Origin of the sequence: Profundibacterium mesophilum KAUST100406-0324 (assembly GCF_009835145.1) — a bacterium.
GTDB classification, from domain to species: Bacteria; Pseudomonadota; Alphaproteobacteria; order Rhodobacterales; family Rhodobacteraceae; genus Profundibacterium; species Profundibacterium mesophilum.
Map to the genome: position 1 here is coordinate 224325 of NZ_APKE01000010.1, position 22561 is coordinate 246885.

Annotated in this window: 23 protein-coding genes; 14 read left to right on the plus strand and 9 right to left on the minus strand. The window is 67.4% G+C overall.

All coding sequences use genetic code 11. From position 1 onward, the window contains the following. Window positions 1–72: 72 nt before the first annotated feature. From pseB to pseF, 3 genes are read left to right on the plus strand one after another with little or no spacing between them, the layout of a single operon-like run. Entirely contained in the window at window positions 73–1071 is a 999-nt protein-coding gene (gene pseB / locus PMES_RS04020; RefSeq protein WP_159964225.1) for a UDP-N-acetylglucosamine 4,6-dehydratase (inverting), read from the plus strand. Next, window positions 1068–2210, plus strand: a complete 1143-nt coding sequence (gene pseC, locus PMES_RS04025; RefSeq protein WP_159964226.1) for a UDP-4-amino-4,6-dideoxy-N-acetyl-beta-L-altrosamine transaminase — start codon at window positions 1068–1070, stop codon at window positions 2208–2210. The genes pseB and pseC overlap by 4 nt, the downstream gene beginning before the upstream one ends. Then, window positions 2207–2917 (plus strand): pseudaminic acid cytidylyltransferase, encoded by a 711-nt coding sequence (pseF, locus tag PMES_RS04030; RefSeq protein WP_159964227.1) that lies wholly within the window; start codon window positions 2207–2209, stop codon window positions 2915–2917. Before pseC ends, pseF begins: the two co-directional genes overlap by 4 nt. A 45-nt stretch (window positions 2918–2962) precedes the next feature. On the opposite strand, the gene PMES_RS04035 is transcribed toward pseF, so the two are convergent. From PMES_RS04035 to PMES_RS04045, 3 genes are read right to left on the minus strand one after another with little or no spacing between them, the layout of a single operon-like run. Continuing rightward, entirely contained in the window at window positions 2963–3622 is a 660-nt protein-coding gene (locus tag PMES_RS04035) for a GNAT family N-acetyltransferase (protein WP_159964228.1), read from the minus strand. Then, window positions 3619–5019, minus strand: a complete 1401-nt coding sequence (locus PMES_RS04040; protein WP_159964229.1) for a 3-deoxy-D-manno-octulosonic acid transferase — start codon at window positions 5017–5019, stop codon at window positions 3619–3621. The genes PMES_RS04035 and PMES_RS04040 overlap by 4 nt, the downstream gene beginning before the upstream one ends. Beyond that, on the minus strand, window positions 5016–6062 hold the full coding sequence (locus tag PMES_RS04045; protein ID WP_159964230.1) for an N-acetylneuraminate synthase family protein: 1047 nt from the start codon (window positions 6060–6062) through the stop codon (window positions 5016–5018). Before PMES_RS04045 ends, PMES_RS04040 begins: the two co-directional genes overlap by 4 nt. A gap of 304 nt (window positions 6063–6366) precedes the next feature. Here PMES_RS04045 and PMES_RS04050 point away from each other — a divergent pair, with 304 nt between their 5' ends. From PMES_RS04050 to PMES_RS04080, 7 genes are all read left to right on the plus strand, one after another. Continuing rightward, window positions 6367–7095, plus strand: a complete 729-nt coding sequence (locus tag PMES_RS04050) for a GntR family transcriptional regulator (RefSeq protein ID WP_159964231.1) — start codon at window positions 6367–6369, stop codon at window positions 7093–7095. 2 nt (window positions 7096–7097) lie between these two features. Further along, a complete protein-coding gene (locus PMES_RS04055) occupies window positions 7098–8693 on the plus strand; it encodes an ABC transporter substrate-binding protein (RefSeq protein ID WP_159964232.1) in 1596 nt (531 codons plus the stop codon). Window positions 8694–8928: 235 nt separating this feature from the next. Continuing rightward, window positions 8929–9936, plus strand: a complete 1008-nt coding sequence (locus tag PMES_RS04060) for an ABC transporter permease subunit (RefSeq protein WP_159964233.1) — start codon at window positions 8929–8931, stop codon at window positions 9934–9936. A 1-nt stretch (window position 9937) separates the two neighbouring features. Next, on the plus strand, window positions 9938–10846 hold the full coding sequence (locus PMES_RS04065) for an ABC transporter permease subunit (RefSeq protein ID WP_159964234.1): 909 nt from the start codon (window positions 9938–9940) through the stop codon (window positions 10844–10846). Window position 10847: 1 nt separating this feature from the next. After that, window positions 10848–11834, plus strand: a complete 987-nt coding sequence (locus PMES_RS04070) for an ABC transporter ATP-binding protein (protein ID WP_159964235.1) — start codon at window positions 10848–10850, stop codon at window positions 11832–11834. Then, on the plus strand, window positions 11831–12799 hold the full coding sequence (locus tag PMES_RS04075; RefSeq protein WP_159964236.1) for an ABC transporter ATP-binding protein: 969 nt from the start codon (window positions 11831–11833) through the stop codon (window positions 12797–12799). The genes PMES_RS04070 and PMES_RS04075 overlap by 4 nt, the downstream gene beginning before the upstream one ends. Window positions 12800–12919: 120 nt before the next feature. Next, window positions 12920–13927 (plus strand): LLM class flavin-dependent oxidoreductase, encoded by a 1008-nt coding sequence (locus PMES_RS04080; protein WP_159964237.1) that lies wholly within the window; start codon window positions 12920–12922, stop codon window positions 13925–13927. 65 nt (window positions 13928–13992) lie between these two features. Here PMES_RS04080 and PMES_RS04085 read toward each other — a convergent pair whose 3' ends face one another. From PMES_RS04085 to PMES_RS04095, 3 genes are all read right to left on the minus strand, one after another. Beyond that, window positions 13993–14814, minus strand: coding sequence for an alpha/beta fold hydrolase (locus PMES_RS04085; protein ID WP_159964238.1), 822 nt, complete (start codon window positions 14812–14814; stop codon window positions 13993–13995). Between the two features lie 122 nt (window positions 14815–14936). Beyond that, on the minus strand, window positions 14937–16223 hold the full coding sequence (locus PMES_RS04090) for a homoserine dehydrogenase (protein ID WP_159964239.1): 1287 nt from the start codon (window positions 16221–16223) through the stop codon (window positions 14937–14939). 62 nt (window positions 16224–16285) lie between these two features. Beyond that, window positions 16286–16594, minus strand: coding sequence for a hypothetical protein (locus PMES_RS04095; protein WP_236549684.1), 309 nt, complete (start codon window positions 16592–16594; stop codon window positions 16286–16288). A gap of 215 nt (window positions 16595–16809) precedes the next feature. Between PMES_RS04095 and PMES_RS04100 the strand changes: the two genes are divergently transcribed. After that, the gene (locus PMES_RS04100) at window positions 16810–17316 is read left to right on the plus strand and encodes a hypothetical protein (RefSeq protein ID WP_159964240.1); all 507 of its coding nucleotides are present in this window, start codon (window positions 16810–16812) and stop codon (window positions 17314–17316) included. Here the strand turns inward: PMES_RS04100 and PMES_RS04105 are convergent. The 3 genes from PMES_RS04105 to PMES_RS04115 are packed head-to-tail and all read right to left on the minus strand — an operon-like array spanning window position 17313 to window position 20175. Next, window positions 17313–17876: a TadE/TadG family type IV pilus assembly protein gene (locus PMES_RS04105; protein ID WP_159964241.1), complete on the minus strand. Its 564-nt coding sequence runs from the start codon at window positions 17874–17876 to the stop codon at window positions 17313–17315. The two genes, PMES_RS04100 and PMES_RS04105, sit on opposite strands and share 4 nt — an antisense overlap. An 8-nt stretch (window positions 17877–17884) precedes the next feature. Continuing rightward, a complete protein-coding gene (locus PMES_RS04110; RefSeq protein ID WP_159964242.1) occupies window positions 17885–18406 on the minus strand; it encodes a TadE/TadG family type IV pilus assembly protein in 522 nt (173 codons plus the stop codon). Window positions 18407–18414: 8 nt separating this feature from the next. Further along, window positions 18415–20175, minus strand: a complete 1761-nt coding sequence (locus tag PMES_RS04115; RefSeq protein ID WP_159964243.1) for a vWA domain-containing protein — start codon at window positions 20173–20175, stop codon at window positions 18415–18417. Between the two features lie 200 nt (window positions 20176–20375). Between PMES_RS04115 and PMES_RS04120 the strand changes: the two genes are divergently transcribed. From PMES_RS04120 to PMES_RS04130, 3 genes are all read left to right on the plus strand, one after another. Further along, window positions 20376–21809 carry a Glu/Leu/Phe/Val family dehydrogenase gene (locus PMES_RS04120; protein WP_159964244.1) on the plus strand — a complete coding sequence of 478 codons (1434 nt, stop codon included), beginning with the start codon at window positions 20376–20378 and terminating at the stop codon, window positions 21807–21809. Window positions 21810–21925: 116 nt separating this feature from the next. Beyond that, window positions 21926–22348 carry a TadE/TadG family type IV pilus assembly protein gene (locus tag PMES_RS04125; RefSeq protein WP_159964245.1) on the plus strand — a complete coding sequence of 141 codons (423 nt, stop codon included), beginning with the start codon at window positions 21926–21928 and terminating at the stop codon, window positions 22346–22348. Beyond that, complete coding sequence (locus PMES_RS04130) at window positions 22348–22494, plus strand: hypothetical protein (protein WP_159964246.1); 147 nt, start codon at window positions 22348–22350, stop codon at window positions 22492–22494. Before PMES_RS04125 ends, PMES_RS04130 begins: the two co-directional genes overlap by 1 nt. The last annotated feature ends 67 nt before the right edge of the window (window positions 22495–22561 follow it).

Below are 22561 nucleotides of genomic sequence, written 5' to 3' on the forward strand. Positions count from 1 at the left end.
GATACGCTTAGCCATGGCATCATGCCGCGCAACCGCGTATTCCTTCGGCGCAAATCCACTCGCGGAGAGACCATGTTCAACGGCAAGAATATCCTGATCACCGGCGGGACCGGCAGTTTCGGCAAGAAATATGTCGAGCACATCCTGCGCGACTACACGCCCAACAAGGTGATCATCTACAGCCGCGACGAGCTCAAGCAGTTCGAGATGCAGCAGGTCTACAACGCGCCGCAGATGCGCTATTTCATCGGCGACGTGCGCGACGGCGCGCGCCTGATGGAGGCGATGGAAGGGGTGGATTTCGTCATCCACGCCGCTGCCCTCAAGCAGGTGCCGGCCGCCGAATACAATCCCTTCGAATGCATCAAGACCAACATCCACGGTGCCCAGAACGTCATCCAGGCCGCGCTCGCCGCCGAGGTCGACAGGGTGATCGCTCTCTCCACCGACAAGGCCGCCAACCCGGTGAACCTCTACGGCGCGACCAAGCTCGCCTCCGACAAGCTCTTCGTGGCGGCCAACAACATGGTAGGCGCACGCCGCACGCGCTTCGCCGCCGTGCGCTACGGCAACGTGGTCGGCTCGCGCGGCTCGGTTGTGCCCTTCTTCCGCAAGCTGATCGACCAGGGCGCGAGCGAGCTTCCCATCACCCATCCCGACATGACCCGCTTCATGATCACCCTCGACCAGGGGGTGCAATTCGTACTGAAGAATTTCGAGCGGATGCAGGGCGGCGAGATCTTCGTGCCCAAGATCCCCTCGATGCGGATGACCGACCTCGCCCATGCGATCGCGCCCGACCTGCCGATCAAGGATATCGGCATCCGGCCGGGCGAGAAGCTGCACGAGGTGATGTGCCCCGCCGATGACAGCCACCTGACGCTCGAATTCGACGATCATTTCGTGATCAAGCCGACCATCACCTTCGCCTTCGAGAACGATTATACGCGCAACCGCCTCGGCGAGACCGGCCAGCCCGTGCCGCAGGGGTTCGAATACAATTCCGGCAACAACGACGATTGGCTCGGCCGGGAGGATTTCCTCGCCATGATCGGGGACGACGGCAGATGATCCCCTATGGCCGGCAGGACATCACCCAGGGCGACCTGGACGCCGTGCACGACGTCCTGACCTCCGATTTCCTGACGCAGGGACCGAAGGTGCCGGCATTCGAGGCGGCGGTTTGCGCGGCCACCGGCGCGGCGCATGGCGTGGCGGTCAATTCGGCGACCTCGGCGCTGCACATCGCCTGTCTTGCATTGGGGCTGGGGCGAGGGGACCTGATGTGGACCTCGCCCATCACCTTCGTGGCGAGCGCCAATGTCGGCCATCTTTGCGGCGCCGAGGTTGATTTCGTCGATATCGAGCCCGGCAGTTTCAACATGTGTCCCGAGGCCCTCGAGGCAAAGCTCGAGCGCGCTGGGGCGGCCGGGCGCTTGCCCAAGGTGCTGATCCCGGTCCACATGTGCGGCCAGCCCGCGCGGATGGAGCGGATCGGCGCGCTGGCACGGCGCTACGGGGTGCGCGTCGTCGAGGATGCGAGCCATGCGATCGGCGCGCGCGACGGCACCGGCGCCACCGGCGCCTGCCGCTGGTCGGACATCACGGTCTTCAGCTTCCATCCGGTGAAGATCGTCACCACCGCCGAGGGCGGCATGGCCGTCACCAACGACCCGACCCTCGCCGCGGCGATGGAGCGTCTGCGCAGCCATGGGGTGACGCGTGATCCTGCATTGATGGCGCATCCCGATACGGGCCCCTGGGTCTATGAGCAGATCGAGCTTGGCCTGAACTATCGCATGACCGAGCTTCAGGCGGCCCTGGGCATCAGCCAGATGCAGCGGCTCGAGGCCTATGTCGCCCGGCGCAACGCCCTGGCCGAGCGCTACGACCGGCTTCTCGCCGATCTTCCGCTCTCCCGGCCCGAGCGGGGTGCGGACATGCTCTCGGCATTTCATCTTTATGTCATCCAGGTCGACCCGTCGCGGCGCCGTGCGATCTTCGATCACTTGCGCGGGGCCGGCATCGGGGTCAACGTCCACTATATTCCCGTGCACACACAGCCCTATTGGCGCCGGCATGGTTTCGCGCCCGGCGACTTCCCGAAAGCCGAAGCCTATTACGCGGGCGCCATCTCGATCCCGCTCTTCGCCACGATGACCGAGGCGCAGCAGGACGAGGTGGTCTCGGCCTTGCGGGCGATCCTGTGAGGGCGGTCTGCCTGATCCCGGCGCGTGGCGGCTCGAAACGCATCCCGCGCAAGAATGTCAGGCCCTTCATGGGTCGTCCGATGATCCATTGGGCCATCCGCGCCGCGAGGGCAGCCGGCTGTTTCGAGCGCATTATCGTTTCCACCGACGACGAGGAGATCGCCGCGCAGGCGCGTTCGGTCGGGGCCGAGATCCCCTTCATGCGCCCCGGAGCGCTCTCGGACGATCACGCGACGACGGCGCAAGTGGTCCATCACGCGCTGGAGCAGCTCGCCGCGGCGCCAAGCGGGGCGCCCGACCGGCTCTGCACACTCTACGCGACCGCCCCCTTCGTTCGCGCCGAGGACCTGGCGCGCGGCGCGGAGCTGCTGGAAACGCATGATTTCGCGGTAAGCGTGACCCGATACGCCTTCCCGGTGCAACGCGCCTTGCGGATCACCCCCGAGGGCAGCCTCGACATGATCGCGCCGGAACATCTCCTGACCCGCAGCCAGGATCTCGAAGAGACGTGGCACGATGCCGGTCAGTTCTACTGGGGCCGCACATCGGCTTGGCGGAGCAGCCCTTCTCCGCTCTGCGCGCGCAGCGCACCTATCGAATTGCCGCGCTGGCGCGTGGTCGACATCGATACCGAAGAGGATTGGGCCCTCGCAGAGGCAATGGCCAGGGGCGGACTTCTGGAGCCCGTGCCTTCAGCTTCGCGTTAAATACCTTGCGGGGGTCCGGGGGCGCATGGCCCCCGGCGGCTTGGCCTATTCGGTGAGCTTGGCGGCAAGGTCGCTGATCGCCTTGTCCTCCTTGTAGATCTCGCGCAGGATCGCGGCCGCATCCTGCGGCGAATGCCTGAATGCCAGGCGCAGGATATCCATCCAGTTCTTGTTGTTGCGGCTGCGCACGGCCTCGATCTCGTCGATGATCGCGTCGTACTTGCTCGTCTCGGTCATGGTCGGCTCCTTGGTCAGGGTGAGAATATCCGTGCCGTCATCGGGGCCCGCCTCGAAGCCCGCGGCGCGAAAGAGGGACAGGCTGGCGGCATTGCCGCGTCTGATCCGGGCCCGGAGCGGCTTGCCGCGGAACCGGCATGCCGGCATGGCGGCCGCCAGGATCGGGCCGCCATGCCCGAAACCGCGCGCCCTTGGCGCCAGCATGATCGAGACCCATACCGTGCAAGGCCCGCCGCGAGCCTTCTCCAGATCGAAGCGCACCATGCCGGCGGGATCGCCGGCAAGCTCGGCGATGAGGATCTGGCGCGCCGGGTCGGCGAGCGCGGCGGCGAACCAGGAGAGATGGGCGCCGCGTCCGATGGGGCGCGGATCGAGCGAGGCGGCGCGGGTCAGCGGATCGTTGCGCCAGTCGAGCAGCACTGGGCCGTCGCCGAGCGTCGCGGCGCGCAAGCGGGGCGCGGGGCTCATCGCCGCCGCTCCAGAAGGGGGGCGAGGGCGTTCATGCTGCGCCGCGCCGCGCCCGTATGCCGGCCCGAGAAACCGCGCGCGGCGGCTGCGGCACCCTCGAGCGTGGCAGGCTCGCCGAGCAGGCGGTTCAGATCGGCGCGTAGCGCGCCTGCATCCGCGGACACCCTGAGCGCGCCCGCGGCCTGCGCCTCGATTGCGGGGAAGGTGATTCCGTAGACGCTCGGTCCCATCACGACGGGACGGCCAAGGGCGAGGGGCTCGATGATGTTGTGGCCGCCATGGGGCACGAGGCTCGCCCCGACGAAGACGAGGTCGGCAAGCTGGCAGTAGAAATACATCTCCCCAAGGCTGTCACCCACGAGCACCGCCCCTTCGGGCGGCGACGGCCCTTCGAGCGCCGTGTCCAGAAGCTCCGTACGCCGTGCCGCGACCACGCCCGCATCGGACAGCTTGCGCGCAACGGCGGCGAAACGCTGCGGGCTGCGGGGCACCCAGACGATGCGCGGCGCGGGCACGCGCGCCCGTAACGACAGCACGATCTCCAGCAGGGCCTCCTCCTCGGCCTCGACGGAACTGGCGATCAGGAGGACCGGGGACCGCTGCGCCCCGTCCATCGTCCATGCCGCCCGCAGCCGGTCGGCGGAGGCCAGCTGTGCGGGGTCGATCCACTGGTCGAATTTCAACTCGCCGGCGAGGACGATCCGCTCCGCCCGCACCCCGGCCCGCAGGTAGCGCGCCCTGTAGGCGGGCGTCTTGGTCACGATCAGGGCATGCAAGGTGAGAAAGCGCAGCCGGAAACGCCGCAGGGCCCCCGGGCGCGCGCCATCCGCCTGCGCATCCCCATCCGCCCGCGCGCCGGCCGCGCGGTCGCGGTCGGTGAGGTTGCCGTTCACCTGCGCCGTCGGGCAGCCCGCGATCCGGGCCATCATCAACTGGCCGGGCCAGATCTCGTGCTCGACGACGAGACCGGTGACCGGGCGCAGCCGCCACAGAAAGATCCCGAGCGCCCAGAAGAGGTCGAGCGGGACGTATCTGTGCGTGATGCGCGGATCGTCGAAAAGCCGGCGTCCGTCGCTCAGTCCGGCCGGGGAGCTGTGCGTGAGGCAGATCGCGTGACCCTCGTCGAGCAGGGCGCGGATCAGCGGCGAGGCGGCGCGGGTTTCGCCAAGGGAGGTCGCGTAGATCCAGACCGCCCCGCGCGGCCCGACGGGACCCAGACCGAAGCGATGCGCGAAATGCCGACGATAGAGCGGCTCCTTGCGCGAGCGCAGCAGGGCCGCGGCGACGAGCAGGGGCAATGCAAGATGCAGAAGCACCTGATAGAGGGCAAAGCCCGCCCACAACGCCGCGTCCGGCGCCTCGCCGAACCGTCCGCGCGCCCGTCCGGCGAAGTTCAAGACGCGATATCCTCGTAGGTGATGGGATTGCCGCGCCGCACCGGGCGGGCAAGGCGCGCTCCGGCCACCGCGGCCGGATCATTGGCCGGAATGCCGGCGCCGGGGCGGATGAAACGGTAATCCCCCTCCGCGAGGCGGGTGCCTTCGGGCAGATCGCGCAAGGCGAAGGCCGAACGCCGCCCCATCGCCTTCGATACCGCCTCGGCCTCCGTCGTGCCCTTCAGTCCGGACCCCTTGAGAAGGTGGATTTCCGCCGTTCCCTCGGCAATCTCGCGCATCACCTCCGGCGTGGCCGAGAAGCGGTGATCGGGGCCGGGGCGGGCGGTGTCGTTCGTAAAATGCTTCTCAATCGCCACGGCGCCCATCGCGGCAGCGGCAAGCGGAGCGCGGGCGCCGATCGTATGGTCCGAAAAGCCGGTCATCCTGCCAAATCGCGTTCCCATCGCCACCATCGCGTTGAGATTGATCTCGCTCGCCGGCGCCGGGTAGCTCGAGCAGCAATGCAGCAGGATCACCGGGCCCGCGCCCCCCGCATCGAGCACGTCGAGCGCATGGGCGACCTCGTCGAGCGTGGCCATCCCGGTGCTCAGGATCACCGGCTTGCCCGTTCCGGCCACCGCATGGAGCAGGTCGTCATAGGTCATCTCGAAGCTGGCGATCTTGTAGACCGCATTGCCGAGCGCCTCGATGAAGTCGAGATCGCGCGGATCGTAGATCGAGGTGAAGGGCAGAAGGCCCAGCTCACGGGCCCGGTCAAAGAGCGGCGCGTGGAATTCCATCGGCATGGCAGCGCTCTCGTAGAGCTCGTGCAGCGTCGCCTTGCCCCATTTCGCCTCGATCCGCATCGCGGGATGATCGGAGCGCATCGTCAGGCTCTCGGCGGTGTAGGTCTGCAGCTTCAGGCAGTCCCAGCCGGTTTCCGCCGCGATCTCGACGAGGCGCAGGGAGTGTTCCAGATCACGGTCGTGATTGGCGCTGACCTCGGCGATCAACAGGGGCTTTTGCGTCGGTCCGATGCTGCGGGTCTCGATCGTCAGGCTCATGGCGGCTCCTTGCACGTGGATGCTGGGACATGCGCGGATGGTGAACCACATTTCGACTGCGCTTGCCAAGCGTCCGCGCGGGCGCGGGGCGCAATCGGCGCCGATGCGAAGGGCGCATGGCGAGTGGTGACAAGGCGCGCGGTGCGAAAGCCTGTTGCCAAACGGGTCGATTGTCGACAATCCTTCACGAAACCGTCATAAGGCTCGTCATGACATCGCCCCGCAACTTCACGCGCCCATATGCATGTCGCCTCCCGGACGGGGAGGGCGCCGCCTCCGGTATGCCGCGCCGGACCTTGCGGGCATGAGGCTGGCGCCGCTCAGCGAGGATACGCGCCGCGAGATGATCGTGCGCTCGGTGCGCGATCTGATCGTCAGCGGCGCGGTGGCGCCGGGCGCGCGCCTGACCGAGACGCAGCTTGCCGCGCAGCTTGGCGTGAGCCGTGGGCCGCTGCGCGAGGCGATCCGCGACCTGGTGGAATCGGGGCTGGTGGTCAGCCTTCCCTACAAGGGCCTCTTCGTGCGCGCCTTCACGCGCCGCGATCTGGAGGAGCTGTATTCCTTCCGCACCACGCTCGAGAAGATGGCATTCTGCGAATGCTGGCACCGGCGCGACACGGCGGCATGCGCCGAGCTGGTTGCCCGCCACGAGGCGCTGAGCCGGGCGGCCGAGGAGGAGCGCGGCGCCGAGGTGATCGAGCTGGAGCTGGCCCTGCACAGCTGGTGCTACGAGCTGGCCGATCACCGCCTGCTGAGCAATGCCTGGCAAAGGCTCCGCCCCAACCTGCACTTCTATTTCGCGCTGCATCATCGCCTCGGTCCGGGGGCGTCGCTGCGCCGCGAGATCCATGAGACCTATCTTGCATGCGCTTTGGGCGACGATCTCGATGCCATGCTCACCCATGTCGAGGCCCATATGCGCCAGGGCCTCGAACGGACGCTGGGGACCGTGTCCCCGGCCGAAGCGGACGGCGCCAAGGCGGGCAGGGCAGGGCCCGGTTCCGCCACGACACAAGAAACCAAAGGGAGATAGAAATGAACGTCAAACATCTGATGGGCGCGACGAGTGTCGCGCTGGCCTTCGCGGCGGCACCGCTTGCCGCGCAGACGCTGGTCTATTGCTCCGAGGGCTCGCCGGAGGGGTTCGATCCGGCTCTCTACACCTCGGGCACCACGTTCGATGCCTCCTCGCATCCGATCTACAACCGGCTTGTCGAGTTCAAGACCGGCACCACCGAGGTAATCCCGGGTCTCGCCGAAAGCTGGGATGTCTCCGAGGACGGCATGGAAGTGACCTTCAAGCTGCGCGAGGGTGTCACGTTCCACTCGAACGACCAGTTCACGCCCAGCCGTGATTTCAACGCCGATGACGTGATCTTCAGCTTCGATCGCCAGGGCAATCCCGAGAATGCCTATAACGGCTATTCCGGCGGCACCTGGGAATATTACGCCGGCATGTCGATGCCCGATCTCATCGAGAGCATCGAGAAGGTCGACGACCATACCGTGAAGTTCAAGCTGACCCGCCCCGAGGCGCCTTTCGTCGCCAACCTCGCGATGGATTTCGCCTCGATCATGTCCAAGGAATACGCGGACGCGATGCAGGAGGCCGGCACGCCCGAAATGCTGAACCAGCAGCCGATCGGCACCGGGCCCTTCGAGTTCGTCGCCTACCAGAAGGACGCGGTGATCCGGTATCAGAAGAACGCCGATTACTGGAAGGACGGCGTGCCGAAGGTCGACAACCTCGTCTTCGCGATCACGCCCGACGCCTCCGTGCGCTACCAGAAGCTCTCGGCCGGCGAATGCCACGTGATGCCCTATCCCAACCCCGCTGATATCCAGGCGATGAAGGATGACGAGGACATCAAGGTGATGGAGCAGGAAGGCCTCAATGTCGGCTATCTCGCCTACAACACCCAAGTCGAGCCCTTCGACAACCCGAAGGTGCGCAAGGCGCTGAACATGGCGATCGACAAGCAGGCGATCATCGACGTCGTCTTCCAGGGCTCCGGCGAGATCGCCAAGAACCCGATCCCGCCGACCATGTGGTCCTATGACGAATCCACGCAGGACGACGCGCATGATCCCGAGGCCGCGAAGGCGATGCTCGAGGAAGAGGGCGTGAGCGATCTGTCGATGAAGATCTGGGCGATGCCGGTGCAGCGCCCCTACAACCCCAACGCGCGGCGCATGGCCGAGCTGATGCAGGAGGATTTCTCCGAGATCGGCGTCGACGTGGAGATCGTCTCCTACGAATGGGGCGAGTATCTCGACCGCTCCAAGGATACCGACCGCGACGGCGCGGTGCTTCTGGGCTGGACCGGCGACAATGGCGATCCTGACAACTTCCTCGCGGTGCTTCTGGGCTGCGACGGCGTCGGGGCCTCGAACCGGGCACAGTGGTGCCACGAGCCCTTCGACAAGCTGATCCAGGAAGCCAAGACCAAGTCGAGCCAGGAGGAACGCTCCGCGCTCTACAAGGAGGCGCAGAAGATCTTCAAGGAGCAGGCGCCCTGGGCCACCATCGCCCATTCGGTCGTCTTCATGCCGGTGCGTCCCGAGGTCGAGAACTACGTCGTGCATCCGCTTGGCGGACACATCTTCAACGAGGTCGGCCTGACCGAGTGATGCAGGCAGATGCGCCGCCCCTCCCGCGCGGGGGGCGGCGCATCGCCGCGCGTGTCCCGACCGGGGGCTGCGCATCATCGCGGCCGGCCCGCTCTCGCGCGGCGCCCGTCATCGCCGTGCGGCCATGCCGCGCCGCGCCGGTATCAGGGGCGGGGGCGGCCACCCGTTTCACGATCCATAGCGGACGGCCGCGCCATGGCGCGCGGCGGTTCCGAAACCTGCAGGTGACGAGCTGATGCTCAAGTATTTCCTGGCACGACTGCTGACCTTCGTGCCGACATTCCTGGGCGTGACGCTCATATCCTTCGCCTTCATCAGGGTATTGCCCGGCGATCCGATCATCGTGATGGCCGGCGAGCGCGGTCTCTCGGACGAGCGCTACGCCGAACTGGTGACGCAATACGGCTTCGACCGCCCCATCTGGGAGCAGTTCTGGGATTACTTCACCGGCGTTCTGCAAGGTGACCTGGGCACCTCCCTCGTCACCAAGAAGCCGGTCTGGGACGAGTTCTTCACCCTCTTTCCCGCGACACTGGAGCTGTCGATCTGCGCGATTCTCTTCGCGATGCTTCTGGGGCTGCCCGCCGGCGTGATCGCCGCCGTCTATCGCGGCAAGTTCTTCGACCGCGCGCTGATGTCCACGGCGCTGGTGGGCTACTCGATGCCGATCTTCTGGTGGGCCTTGCTCCTGATCATCGTCTTTTCGGGAAATCTCGGCTGGACGCCGGTCTCGGGGCGGATCGACCTTCTCTATTTCTTCCCGCCGGTCACCGGGTTCATGCTGATCGATTCGGCGCTTTCGGGACAGGATGGCGCCTTCGTCTCCGCGGTCCGGCACCTGATCCTGCCGACGATCGTCCTTGGCACCATCCCGCTCGCGGTGATCGCGCGGCAGACCCGCTCCGCGATGCTCGAGGTCCTGTCCGAAGATTACATCCGCACCGCGCGGGCCAAAGGGCTCACCCCCTCGCGGGTCAACGGCCTTCACGCCCTACGCAACGCGATGATCCCGGTGATCACGGTGATCGGCCTGTCGGTGGGCACCCTGCTGGCCGGCGCGATCCTGACCGAGACGATCTTCTCCTGGCCGGGCATCGGCAAGTGGATGGTCGATTCGATCTTCCGCCGCGACTATCCGGTCGTGCAAGGCGGCCTGCTTCTCATCGCCGTGATGGTGATGATCGTGAACCTCACGGTCGACCTGCTCTACGGCCTCATCAATCCCAAGATCAGGAAGCGCTGACATGGCCGACGCATCATCGCAGATCGCCTCCACGGTTCCGACCAGCCGCCCCGGGCGCCTTTCGGAATTTTGGCGTTACTTCAAGGAGAACCGGGGCGCGGTCATCGGGCTCTACATCTTCGCGGCCTTCGTGCTCATCGCGCTGGGCGCCGACATCCTCGCCCCCTACGACCCCACCGCGCAGAACCGAGCCGCGACGCTCGTGCCCCCGGTCTGGCAGGAGGGCGGATCGTGGTCCTTCCCCCTTGGCACCGATCCGCTCGGGCGCGACATGCTCAGCCGTCTGCTGCACGGCGCGCGCTATTCGTTCTTCGTGGGCATCGTCGTCGTGGTCGTCGCGTCCTTCGGCGGCATCCTGATCGGGCTTGTCGCGGGCTTCGCGCCGCGCTGGCTCGACACGATCATCATGCGGCTGATGGACATCATCCTGGCTTTCCCGTCGCTTTTGCTGGCGCTGGTGCTGGTCGCGATCCTCGGGCCGTCGCTGACCAACGCGATGATCGCCATCGCCCTGGTGCTGCAGCCCCATTACGTGCGCCTCACCCGGGCCAGCGTCATCAACGAGCGCACCAAGGATTACGTCACCTCCGCTCGCGTCGCGGGGGCGGGGCGGCTGCGGCTGATGTTCATCACGGTACTGCCCAACTGCCTCGCGCCGATCATCGTGCAGGCGGCGCTCTCCTTCTCGACCGCGATCCTCGACGCCGCGGCGCTGGGCTTCCTGGGCATGGGCGCGCAGCCGCCCACGCCCGAATGGGGCACGATGCTCGCCGAGGCGCGCGAGTTTATCCTGCGCGCATGGTGGGTGGTGACCTTTCCGGGCCTTGCCATTCTTGTGACGGTGCTGGCGATCAACCTGATGGGCGACGGTCTGCGCGACGCGCTCGATCCCAAGCTGAAGCGGAGCTGACATGTCCCTGCTGAAACTGAGAAACCTGTCGGTCGAATTCGCCACCGCCGGGGGCGGGTTCCGCGCCGTGGACCAGGTCGATCTCGACGTGGCGCCCGGCGAGATCCTCGCGATCGTCGGCGAGAGCGGCTCCGGCAAGTCGGTCTCGATGCTCGCCGCGATGGGGCTGCTGCCCTGGACCGCGACCGTCACGGCCGATGAGATGAGCTTCGACGGGCGCGACCTGCGCGCCATGTCCGGCCGGGCCCGCCGGCGCCTCGTGGGGCGCGACATGGCGATGATCTTCCAGGAGCCGATGTCCTCGCTGAACCCGTGCTTCACCGTCGGCTTCCAGGTCAAGGAAGCCCTGCGCCAGCATCTCGATCTCAACCGGCGCGCGCGCCATGCCCGCGCGGTGGAGCTCTTCGAGATGGTCGGCATCCCCGATCCCGAGAAGCGTCTTGGCAACTTCCCGCACCAGATGTCGGGCGGGATGAACCAGCGGGTGATGATCGCCATCGCCATCGCCTGCAAGCCGCGCCTGCTGATTGCCGACGAGCCGACGACGGCGCTCGACGTGACGATCCAGGCGCAGATCCTCGATCTGCTGGTCTCCTTGCAGCGCGAGACCGGCATGGCGCTGATCCTCATCACCCATGACATGGGCGTCGTGGCCGAGACCGCCGAGCGCGTCTCGGTGCAATATGCCGGTCAGAAGGTCGAGGAGCAGCGCGTCGAGGGCCTCTTCGACACCCCGCATCACCCCTACACCGCCGCGCTTCTCGCGGCATTGCCCGAGCGCGCGACCGAACGGCGTCTGCCGACGATCCCGGGCGTGGTGCCGGGCCAGTTCGACCGCCCCGAGGGTTGCCTCTTCTCGCCGCGCTGCCGGTTCGCCGACGAGACATGCCGCCGCGTGCCCCCGCCGGTGCAGGGGCGCGAGCTGGGTCTGGCGCGCTGCCATTATCCCATCACTTCAGACGCACGTCGCAAGGAATCCGCATCATGACCGGCACAGCATCCGAACCGGTGGTCGTCGCGAAGGCGCTTGGGCGCGATTACAGCGTCGGGGGAGGGCTCTTCTCGCGTCCGGCTACGGTGCGTGCCGTCGCCGGAACCTCCTTCGAGCTTTATCCCGGACGCACGCTCGCCGTCGTCGGGGAGAGCGGCTGCGGCAAGTCAACGCTGGCGCGCATGGTGACGCTGATCGAGGAGCCGACGGCGGGCGCGCTGTCCATCGACGGGCATGCGGCGATCCCCGCCAATTGGGCGGGGCTACGCGAATCGGTCCAGATCGTGTTTCAGGACCCCTATGGATCACTGAACCTGCGACAAAGGGTCGGCGCGATCCTCGAAGAACCGCTGAAGATCAATCGCAAGGACATGTCCGCCAGTGCGCGGGCGGAGAAGGCGCGCGAGATGATGCGCCTCGTCGGGCTGCGCCCCGAGCATTACGACCGCTATCCCCACATGTTCTCGGGCGGGCAGCGCCAGCGCATCGCGGTGGCCCGCGCGCTCATGCTCGAGCCGAAGGTGCTGGTTCTCGACGAGCCGGTCTCGGCGCTCGACCTGTCGATCCAGAGCCAGATCCTCAATCTTCTGCTCGATCTGCAGGAGCGTCTCGGCCTCGCCTATCTCTTCATCAGCCATGATCTGTCGGTGGTGCGGCACGTGGCGGACGATCTCATCGTGATGTATCTCGGCCGCCCGGTCGAGACGGGACCGAAAGATGCGGTCTTCGCAGCGCCCCGCCATCCCTATACCAAGGCGCTCCTGTCGGCGACGCCCTCGGCCGATCCGGCCGGACGGCGCGAGCGGATCAAGCTCGAAGGCGAGTTGCCGTCACCGCTCGCGGTGCCGCCGGGCTGCCCTTTCGCGCCGCGCTGCTGGAAGGCGCAGCCCAGATGCCGCGCCGAGCGCCCGGAGTTGCAGGGGGCCCCGCATCCGGCCGCCTGCTTCTTTCCGGAAGCCTGACGCGGGGCGGTGCGCAGGGTGCGTGTGCGTCCGCGCGCGCCGCCCGTGGCACGAACCCCTTTCACCCGGTCGCCTCCGCCCCTAGGTCTGTTGTTCCGCCGACGCTGCAGGAGCACGATCATGCATTATTCCGTCCTCGACCTCGCCCCGGTGCCGCAGGGCGCCGAAACCGCGCAGGCCCTCGCCAACAGCGTCGATCTCGCGCGTCATGCAGAGGCGCTTGGCTATCACCGCTTCTGGCTCGCCGAACATCATAACATGGCCGGCATCGCCAGTGCCGCGACGGCCGTGCTGATCGGGCATATCGCCGCGGCGACGAAAACGATCCGGGTCGGCGCCGGCGGCATCATGCTTCCCAACCATGCGCCCCTGACGATCGCCGAGCAGTTCGGAACGCTGGCCGAACTTTTTCCCGGGCGGATCGATCTGGGCCTTGGACGGGCGCCCGGCGGCGATCAGGCTGTCGCGATGGCGCTGCGGCGCGGTGCGGCGCATGGGGCAGGAGACCGTTTCCCAGAGGATGTGGCCGAACTGATCACCTATCTGGGCGCGCCGCGTCCCGGCGCCCCCGTGCGCGCCCATCCCGGAGAGGGAACCCATGTGCCGGTCTGGATGCTGGGCTCCTCGCTCTTCGGCGCGCAGCTCGCCGCGCATCTGGGCCTGCCCTATGCCTTCGCTTCGCATTTCGCCCCGGCCGCGCTCGAGCAGGCGCTCGATGTCTACCGGAGAAGCTTCCGCCCCTCGCAATCGCTGGACAGGCCCCATGTGATGCTGGCGATCAACGTCTTCGCCGCCGAGACCGACGCCGAGGGCATTTACCTGCGCAGCACGATGGAGCAGGCCTTCGCCAACCTGCATATGGGCAGGCCCGGAAAGCTCCCGGCACCGGTCGAGGATGTCTCGAAGGTGATCGATGCGCGTTTGCGCCCCGGGGTCGAGGAGGCGCTCAGGATCAGCGCGACCGGCAGCCCGCAGACGGTGCGTGCCGGGCTGCAGGGCTTTGCCGATCGCTACCGGCCCGACGAGATGATCCTCACGGGTCAGATCCACGATCATGCCAAGCGTTTGCGCTCCTTCGAGATCGCAGCCGAGGCGATGCGCGGCGTCGGAGCGGCCGCGGCGGCCTGATATTCCGGCGCCGCGCGTCCGGCCCCCCCTTGCCGCAGTCACGGATGGCAGGGGGGAGCATGCGATCAGGCGGCGTTCACGGTCTCGATCAGGGCGTTGATCTCGTCGGCGATGATCTGCGGGTGATCTTCGGGCGTGAAGTGGAGCCCCCCCTCGATCCGCCGCAGGGGCGCGCGGAGATCCTTGGCGAAGCGCTCGCCATAGTCGATCGTCTGGAACTCGTCGCCCGTTCCCCAGACGATGCGCGCCGGGATGTTCAGCGAAGGCAGCTTGTCCTGGATCGAGGTCGTGTCGTTGACATCGAGCGAGCGGGCCTGCCGCACGAAGGCCTCGGCGTCGCCATGCGCGTCGTAATGGGGCGCGTGCGCGTCGTAGGCGGCTTCGGCGGCGGCCTCGGTCTCGTGGCCCTTCTCCATCATCATCTTGAGGAACTTGCGGAACGAGCCATCGGGGGCATGCCTGGCGATGCTGCCGGTCTTGGCGATCGCCGAGATCATGGGGATGGGCCACGAATCGTAGCCGATCGCGTTGGTCAGCAGCAACCCGGAGATGAGCCGGGGATGCCGGACGGCCAGGTTCTGCGCCACGCCGCCGCCAAGATCGTGCGCGGCGACGACCGCCTTCTCGATCCCTTGCGAGTCCATCCAGGCGGCGAGGTAATCGGCCTGTTTGGCGATGGAGATATCGCGGTCCTCGCCGGCGGGGATCGACGCCCCGTATCCCGGCATTTCCCAGGCGAGGACGCGGCGTCCCTTGATCAGGGGCGCGACATCGCGCCAGAGGGCGGGGCAGGTCGGGATCCCGTGCAGCAGGACGAGCGGATCGCCCGAGCCGGATTCCTCCCAACGCATTTCGATACCGTCGACATTCGCGTTATGGCTTTGCATGATACTACCTCTCGAAACTCAACTGCGATACCGGGCAGGAACGATTGCCCGACCGCGTTGTTCCTGAGGCTTGCGCCGGCGCGGCGCCGGCTTGCCGGTCCCGCCGCGTCGGCGCCCGGGGCTCAGATCTCCTCGATCCGGATCGCCACCGGATCGCCGATGACCACGTCGGTCTGTGCCATCCGCCGCAGCGCGTCGTCGATATCCGCGCGCGCCGCCTTGTGGGTGACGATCAGGACCGGCGCCGTCGTGTCGACGTGATCGTATTGCCGCATCCGGTTGATCGAGACCCCGGCCTCGCCAAGGGCCATCGCCGTCTTGGCGAGCGCACCCGGCTTGTCCTGCAGCTCCATGCGCAGATAGAAGGCGGCGGGTGTCGTGACGGTCGCGGCCTGCGGCTCGGCAAGCGACGCGGCGGGCTGGCCGAAGGTGCTGACCCGTGTTCCGCGGGCGATGTCGAGCACGTCGCCCATCACCGCGCTGGCGGTCGGCCCCTCGCCGGCGCCGGCGCCGCGCATCACGATCTGCCCGACCGAATCGCCCTCGAGCACGACCATGTTGGTCGGGCCCTCGAGCTGGCCAAGCGGGCTGCTGGCGGGCACGAGACAGGGTGACATCCGCACCTCGAGGCCCCGCCCGGTGCGCTGCGCCACGCCCAGGAGCTTGATCCGGTAGCCCATGTCGGCGGCCTGCTCGATATCGGCGATGCTGATCCGTTCGATCCCCTCGAGCGCGACCGCGTCGAAATCGACCCGCGTGCCGTAGGCGATCGAGGTCAGGAGCGCCAGCTTGTGCGCGGCGTCGATCCCGCCCACGTCGAGCGCCGGGTCCGCTTCGAGATACCCCAGGGCCTCGGCTTCCGCAAAGACCGCGTCATAGGTCAGCCCGGCGCCCTCCATCCGGGTGAGGATGTAGTTGCAGGTGCCGTTCATCACCCCCATGACGCGGGTGACCGCGTTGCCCGCCAGGCCTTCGGTCAGCGCCTTGACGACGGGAATGCCGCCGGCGACGGCCGCCTCGAAGCGGATCACGCAGCCGGCGGTCTCGGCGGCCTCCGCGAGGCTCTGGCCGTGCAGGGCGAGCATCGCCTTGTTGGCGGTGACCACGTCCTTGCCATGGGCGATCGCCGCCTCGACGGCGGCCTTGGCGCTTCCTTCCGAGCCGCCCATCAGCTCGACGAAGATATCGACATCCTCGCGGCGGGCGAGGGCGACCGGATCGTCCTCCCACTCGTATGCCTCGATGGAGACGCCGCGATCCTTGTCGCGCGTGCGGGCCGAGACCGCCGCGATCTCGATCGCGCGCCCGGTGCGTTTCTCGATGAGGGCGGCATGGTCCTGCACGATGCGGATGACGCCGCGTCCCACTGTGCCGAGACCTGCGATGCCGAGGCGAAGGGGTTGTGTCATGATGTCTCCATTGCGTGCTGCCGGGCGATTTGGCGCGGCTTACCCGGTTTGGGGGCCGGGAACTAGCCCGAATGGCGCGCGGCGGCCGCGCGCAGGCGTGCGCGCTCGGCCGGCGTGAGGACGGGAGCATCCAGCGCGGCGGCGCGGGCGCGCAGGGCGGCGGCCCGGACCGCGAGGCGCGCGTCGCCCTCGCCGGGGGTGAGCCGCGGCTCCGCGCGGGCGGCCAGCAGGGGGCGCAGCGGCACGAGCCGGGGCGCGGGCGCCCGGGCCGCCTCGGCCGCGGCGCGCGCGCCGGCGGCACCCAGGTTCGGGAACTCGACGCATCCCGCAAGCGGCAGCATGACGAGGGGCAGGATCAGGCAGGCGCGCATGCGGCACTCCGAAGCGGGGCGAGGAACGGGCGGGGGGGACTGCACATGTCCCATGCCCGGTCCCCGAGGCCGCAGCATAGCGCCGCGCCGGCAGGGCAGGCAAGGCAGCGCGACATGCGTGCGGCTTTCCACATGGCCCCCGGCAAGCTATGGACATGTCCGGGGCGGCCATGCGTGCCACCCGCCCGCGTTCCGCCTTGCCCCAGGAGACTGACATGACCCACACGCCCATCGTGACGCTCGCCCCTTCTCCCACGCGGCGCATGCTCGGGACGGCGGTGCTGGGCGCGCTTGCCGCGCTTTTGGCCTGGGTGGCGATCTCGACCGCGCCGAGCTGGCCCTGGCGGCTTTTCCTGCTGGTCGCGGCGGGCGTGTCGATCTACGGCGCGGCGCGGGTCTGGGAATCGGCCGGACGGCGGATCGTGCTCAGCGAGGCGGGCCTATTTGACGATACCGGGCGCAGCATCGCGCCGCTCGATCAGATCGCTTCGGTCGATCGCGGGGTCTTCGCCTTTAAACCGTCGAACGGGTTCGTTCTGCATCTCAAGCGCCCCGCGGGGCAGGCCTGGGCCCCCGGGATGTGGTGGCGCGTCGGGCGCCGCGTCGGGGTGGGCGGGATCACCGCGCCGGCGCAGGCGCGCAGCATGTCGGAGGTCATCGCGGTCATGCTGGTGCGGCGCGACGAGGGCCATCCCGTCACCGGCCCGCTCGAGACGCCCTAGAGGCCCGCGAGCGGAATCTCGGCCAGCCAGCCGAGCTTCGGTGCGAAACGGGGCCGCGTGACGACCACGTTGCGGAACTCCGTATCGCCGAGGCCGAACACGAAGGGCGCGCTGTATTGCGTTGCCGTCTCGACCACGATCAGATGGTCGCCCCCCGCGGTCTGCGGCAGGTGCATCTCCAGTTCGGGCAGGCGCAGCGCGTCGATCGGCAGGCTGCCGAGGCTGGCATGGGACCATTGCAGCTCGAAGGCCTGCGTCGCCGCGTTCCAGCCGACGACCGAGACGCGCATTCTGGGCGGGGTGCCGGTGGGGGAGAGGAACGCGAGCATCCGCTCGATCCCGGTCATGTAATCGAGCCCGACCGCCTCGGTCTCGCGCGACAGCATGTCGGCGACGGTATGCGCCGCCTTGGCCGCGATGTTCGACTGGCGCAGCCCGTCGAAGAAGCTGAACGTCGCGAGGAGCGCCCAGGCGAGCATCGGCAGGACCAGGATCGCCTCGATAGTGACGGATCCGTCCTCGCGGCGCGCGAAACGGCGCGGGGCGCCAAGAAATGACATGCCGGGCCTCATTTGGGTTCGTTGACGAATGCGGAGGAGGCGATCAGCGCGTAATCGCCGGAGAGGTCCTTGACGAGCATTCCCCCCAGGGCCGATGTCGGGAAGATCGGCTCGGCCTTCAGGCAGGCGCGCACCACCATCAACTCGCTCGGCAGGCCGGGACGGAATTGTGCCAGCGGCTTGATCGGCTCGCTGCGATCCGAGCAGGTCGGCGCCGCGTCGGGCATCACCCAGTCGAGCTTGGAAACCCGGCGCATCTCGATGGTGAGCGTCTCCTCGCACTCGGGCAGCAGGATCGCGTTCTCGCAGATCGCGGTCTTGAGCCCCGCATGGGTCGGGGCGATGTCCGAGCCGATCCGCACGCCGCGCATCGCGATGTCGAGCCCGCGTTCGAGCATCACGTGACGCAGGTTGAGAAGGCCCGCCTCCATGCCGGACATCATCATCATGAAGAGCGGCATGAAGAGAAGGACGAACTCGATCGTCGCGGTGCCGTCCTCGCGCCGCAGGAAGCGGGCCGGAATGCGCATGGGACACCTCATTGGGTCAGCCTCAAGGTCGTGATGTTGCTGGCGATCGCCGAGAAGGCCTGGGTGAGATCGGTGCTGTCGGCCCTGACGAAATGGTTGGGCGTGCTGGCGCAGGTCTCGAGCACGGGAACGGCGGCATCCTCGACCTCGAACCCGACCACGAAAACGGTCACGCCGGTGCTTCGCAGCGCGCCGCATATCTCGCTCATGCGCAGGTTCTTCTCGGTGCCGCCGACATCGCGCCAGGCTGCCGCGTAGAAGAGGTCGCGCTCTGTGCGTGAATCGGCGATTTCACGGATATAGCGTTCGGCGAAATGCTTGACCGGCATTTGCGCCCACAGCTCCGGCCAGTCCAGCTGCCTCACTTGGTAAGGCGGCAGGTTGGTGTCCGGAAGACTTTTGGACAGGGAAAGCTGGGTGCCGAAGGGGGCGGAGACGAACTGCGCCTCGATGACCTCTCCCTCGCGCGTCACGGTGCGCGGCAGCCAGAAGGGCTCGAGCGGGATGCCGTCGCCATCGGCATCGCCGATCTCGGGCCGCGCAAGGCTGATGACGGGGCCCGCGAGCGTGTCGGAACGCGAGAATTTGACCTTATCGGCGAAGAGTGTCTCGAGCGGCTCGCCTTGCGGCTCGTAGCGCCAGGCGATGGAGGGGCCGCCAAGAAATCCGGCGTTGAGACGCTTATGCGCGGTATTGATCCCGTCGGTCAGCAGGACGAGGAACTTGGTCGCACCGCGCTGGCCATAATCATAGGGCCGGTCGCGGTTCTCGGGCGCCACCTCCGGCAGGCTGGCGGAGACGGTGCGAAAGCCGGGGTCGAGCATCAGGGCGCCCCATTTCAGTCCCGTCTCGATAGAGGTCTGACCATCGGCTTCGAGCGCTGCGATCCGGGCCTTGACCGCGGCGGGATCGTTCATCAGCGCCGAGATGCGGTTCACCTCGCCCGTGGGACAGACCCGGCGCCACGGCGTGCTTCGATCGGACCACATGTCGAAATGCCCGGCGCGCTGGTAGAGGCGTTCGGTCAGGATGCCCGGCAGGAGAAAATCGGCGGCGCCGAACTCGATGCAATGCGAGAAGCCGTGCTCGGCGGTCACGTTCATGCGCGACAGGATCTCGGCACCGGCATTGACCTGCGTCGAGTATGGCACCAGTGACACGGTCGCGCCATCGCTCGCCGCGCTGCCGTGAATGAGGTCGACGAAGGTGCTGGCGGCATCCTTCATGTCGCTCAGCCGGGTCGCGCCGCCCGCGCTCGCGGAGGGCCAGCCCATCGAGCCCGACACGTCGAGCACCATGGAGATCTCGATCTTCTCGATCCCCTCGCGCGCACTTGCCAGGATGTTATGGCGCAAGGTGGGCGTCCCGGTCATGTTCATGAAGATGGTCGGCATCTCGTCGCTGGTGGTGACGGTGACCGCGCGCTCGTTGAAGGCGTTGACCACGGTGATGCCGGTGAGCTTGTCCGCGAGGCCGGCCCGTTCGAAGTAGCTGCGCACCACGGTCTGTGGCGGCAGGGTCTGCTGCATGTCGGCCGCGGCCAGGGCGGCGCGGTCGGCGACGTTCTGAAGGCGTACCCGCTGGTTCTCGTAGATCATCATGTCGACGCTGACCCCGCCCACCACGAGGATGCAGACGAAGAAGAAGAGCGCGAGGATGGTGATCGAGCCGCGCTCGTCCGCCGCGGCCCGCAAGATCGCGCCGCCCCGCATACCCGCGGCCATGCGCCGGGCATCATGTCTGGTCCTGCGGGCGGTGGATCGGCGCATGGCGCTCTCCTCGGGCGGAGCGCTTCGGGCGAAGCGCGGTGTTTTCGTAAAATGCCACTTGGCTATGCTGTCCAATTGGGGCGGCAGTGGGACCGCCAGCGAGCAAGAGAAGGGAATTGCGGGTTGGGCAAGCCTGCTGGCCGGGCTAGCATCCGGACGGGGACTTCGCTCCGGAGGGCCCTCTGCAGGAAGGATAGACGATGAGCGAGAACAGGACCGAACCCACTTTCAGACAAAGCGTCGATCTGATGTTCAACCAGGCGGTTTCGCTCATGGACCTGAGCCCCGGTCTCGAGGAGAAGATCAGGGTCTGCAACGCGACCTACACGGTGCGTTTCGGGGTGCGGCTGCGCGGTGCGATCCACACCTTCACCGGCTACCGCTCGGTGCATTCCGAGCATATGGAGCCGGTCAAGGGCGGCATCCGCTATTCGCTCGGGGTCTGCCAGGACGAGGTGGAGGCGCTGGCGGCGCTGATGACCTACAAATGCGCGTTGGTCGAGACGCCTTTCGGCGGCTCCAAGGGGGGATTGTGCATCGATCCCAAGCTTTATGAGGAGGACGAGCTGGAGCGGATCACCCGCCGCTTCGCCTACGAGCTGGCCAAGCGCGACCTGATCAACCCCTCGCAGAACGTGCCGGCCCCGGACATGGGCACCGGCGAGCGCGAGATGGCCTGGATCGCGGACCAGTACCGCCGGATGAACACCACCGACATCAACGCGAGCGCCTGCGTGACGGGCAAGCCGCTCAACGCGGGCGGCATCGCCGGCCGCATCGAGGCGACGGGGCGGGGGGTGCAATACGCCCTTCGCGAGTTCTTCCGCCATCCCGAGGATGCCGCGAGCGCGGGGCTCGAGGGCCAGCTCGACGGCAAGCGGGTAATCGTGCAGGGGCTCGGCAATGTCGGCTATCACGCGGCCAAGTTCCTCTCCGAAGAGGATGGGGCGATTGTCACCGGGATCATCGAGCATGACGGCGCGCTGCATGATCCGCGCGGCCTCGATGTCGAGCAGGTCCGCGGCTGGATCAACCGCCATGGCGGCGTGGCCGGCTACCCCGATGCCGCCCATACCCGTGAGGGTGGCGCGGTGCTCGAGGAGAGCTGCGATATCCTGATCCCGGCCGCGCTCGAGGGGGTGATCCACATGGGCAATGCCAAGCGGATCAACGCCAAGCTGATCATCGAGGCCGCCAACGGCCCGATCACCGCCGGGGCGAATGACATCCTGCGCGACCGGGGCATCGTCATCATCCCCGACATGTACGCCAATGCCGGCGGCGTCACGGTCAGCTATTTCGAATGGGTCAAGAATCTCAGCCATATCCGCTTCGGCCGGATGCAGCGGCGCCAGGAGGAGGCCCGCCACGAGCTGCTGGTCAACGAGCTGGAGCGGCTGTCGCGCGACCGGGACCTGGGCTGGACCCTCTCGCCGGGGTTCAAGGAGAAATACTTGCGCGGCGCAGGGGAGCTGGAGCTGGTACGCTCGGGGCTCGATGACACGATGCGCATCGCCTACCAGAACATGCGCGAGACGTGGCATTCGCGCCCCGAGGTGAAGGATCTGCGCATGGCGGCCTATCTCGTGGCGATCGAGCGGGTCGCGGCGAGCTACCGCGCCAAGGGTCTCTAGCTCCGATCACCGAGTTGCACGAAAGGCGCCCCGATTTGACCGCAATCGGGGCGCAGAAGTCTCGTTTGCAACGGTCGTGTTTTGCATGACCGGAGAAACGGGGACGAATGCGCGGTATGTCATCTACGCGACACACCAGGATCGGCCGGCACCTGTCCGGCTTCATGCGCGCCGAGGCGGGTTCGGCGACCATAGAAGGTGTTCTGTGGTTACCGATCTTCTTCGCGCTCTTCGTCCTGATGGCCGACGTGTCGCTGATCTTCAACTCGCAAGCGCAGATCCTCAGGGTCGTGCAGGATGCCAACCGCAACTACTCCCTCGGCCGCTTCAAGACCGATGCGGCCACCTCCGATTACATCGCCTCCGCCCTGTCCAACTTCAGCCCCGAGCTGACCGCCGACACCGCCCTCGCCGACGGGATCATCACCTCGACCGTCCGCGTTCCCGCGATGGATCTGACCGCGACCAAGCTGCTTTCGGCGATCACCACCGTGAAGATGGAGATCACTTCGCAGCATCTCATGGAAACGTCGGACTGATGGCCCGGCGCTGCCTTCGCCGCGCCGTCCACAGGCCCCTCGCGCGAGCCGCGCGGCGCATCCACGGGCGGCTGGCACGTTTCGCGGGCGAGACGCAGGGCGCCATCACCGCCGTCAGCCTCTACATGTTCGTAAGCGTTAGCTGAACAGCACCAGCGGTTCAGCTTGACGGCTTGAAGTTCCACGGCAGCAGGTCGTCGAGGCGGCTTTGCG

Excerpts from the sequence above, each read along its gene's own strand:
- PMES_RS04125 (WP_159964245.1), top strand. The coding sequence starts at position 21,926 with ATGTCATCTACGCGACACACCAGGATCGGCCGGCACCTGTCCGGCTTC.
- PMES_RS04095 (WP_236549684.1), bottom strand. The coding sequence starts at position 16,594 with ATGCGCGCCTGCCTGATCCTGCCCCTCGTCATGCTGCCGCTTGCGGGA.
- PMES_RS04130 (WP_159964246.1), top strand. The coding sequence starts at position 22,348 with ATGGCCCGGCGCTGCCTTCGCCGCGCCGTCCACAGGCCCCTCGCGCGA.
- PMES_RS04070 (WP_159964235.1), top strand. The coding sequence starts at position 10,848 with ATGTCCCTGCTGAAACTGAGAAACCTGTCGGTCGAATTCGCCACCGCC.
- PMES_RS04105 (WP_159964241.1), bottom strand. The coding sequence starts at position 17,876 with ATGTCATTTCTTGGCGCCCCGCGCCGTTTCGCGCGCCGCGAGGACGGA.
- PMES_RS04075 (WP_159964236.1), top strand. The coding sequence starts at position 11,831 with ATGACCGGCACAGCATCCGAACCGGTGGTCGTCGCGAAGGCGCTTGGG.
- PMES_RS04045 (WP_159964230.1), bottom strand. The coding sequence starts at position 6,062 with ATGAGCCTGACGATCGAGACCCGCAGCATCGGACCGACGCAAAAGCCC.
- PMES_RS04090 (WP_159964239.1), bottom strand. The coding sequence starts at position 16,223 with ATGACACAACCCCTTCGCCTCGGCATCGCAGGTCTCGGCACAGTGGGA.
- PMES_RS04035 (WP_159964228.1), bottom strand. The coding sequence starts at position 3,622 with ATGAGCCCCGCGCCCCGCTTGCGCGCCGCGACGCTCGGCGACGGCCCA.
- PMES_RS04055 (WP_159964232.1), top strand. The coding sequence starts at position 7,098 with ATGAACGTCAAACATCTGATGGGCGCGACGAGTGTCGCGCTGGCCTTC.
- PMES_RS04115 (WP_159964243.1), bottom strand. The coding sequence starts at position 20,175 with ATGCGCCGATCCACCGCCCGCAGGACCAGACATGATGCCCGGCGCATG.
- PMES_RS04120 (WP_159964244.1), top strand. The coding sequence starts at position 20,376 with ATGAGCGAGAACAGGACCGAACCCACTTTCAGACAAAGCGTCGATCTG.
- PMES_RS04060 (WP_159964233.1), top strand. The coding sequence starts at position 8,929 with ATGCTCAAGTATTTCCTGGCACGACTGCTGACCTTCGTGCCGACATTC.
- PMES_RS04050 (WP_159964231.1), top strand. The coding sequence starts at position 6,367 with ATGAGGCTGGCGCCGCTCAGCGAGGATACGCGCCGCGAGATGATCGTG.
- PMES_RS04110 (WP_159964242.1), bottom strand. The coding sequence starts at position 18,406 with ATGCGCATTCCGGCCCGCTTCCTGCGGCGCGAGGACGGCACCGCGACG.
- PMES_RS04080 (WP_159964237.1), top strand. The coding sequence starts at position 12,920 with ATGCATTATTCCGTCCTCGACCTCGCCCCGGTGCCGCAGGGCGCCGAA.
- PMES_RS04100 (WP_159964240.1), top strand. The coding sequence starts at position 16,810 with ATGACCCACACGCCCATCGTGACGCTCGCCCCTTCTCCCACGCGGCGC.
- PMES_RS04065 (WP_159964234.1), top strand. The coding sequence starts at position 9,938 with ATGGCCGACGCATCATCGCAGATCGCCTCCACGGTTCCGACCAGCCGC.
- PMES_RS04085 (WP_159964238.1), bottom strand. The coding sequence starts at position 14,814 with ATGCAAAGCCATAACGCGAATGTCGACGGTATCGAAATGCGTTGGGAG.
- pseB (WP_159964225.1), top strand. The coding sequence starts at position 73 with ATGTTCAACGGCAAGAATATCCTGATCACCGGCGGGACCGGCAGTTTC.
- pseC (WP_159964226.1), top strand. The coding sequence starts at position 1,068 with ATGATCCCCTATGGCCGGCAGGACATCACCCAGGGCGACCTGGACGCC.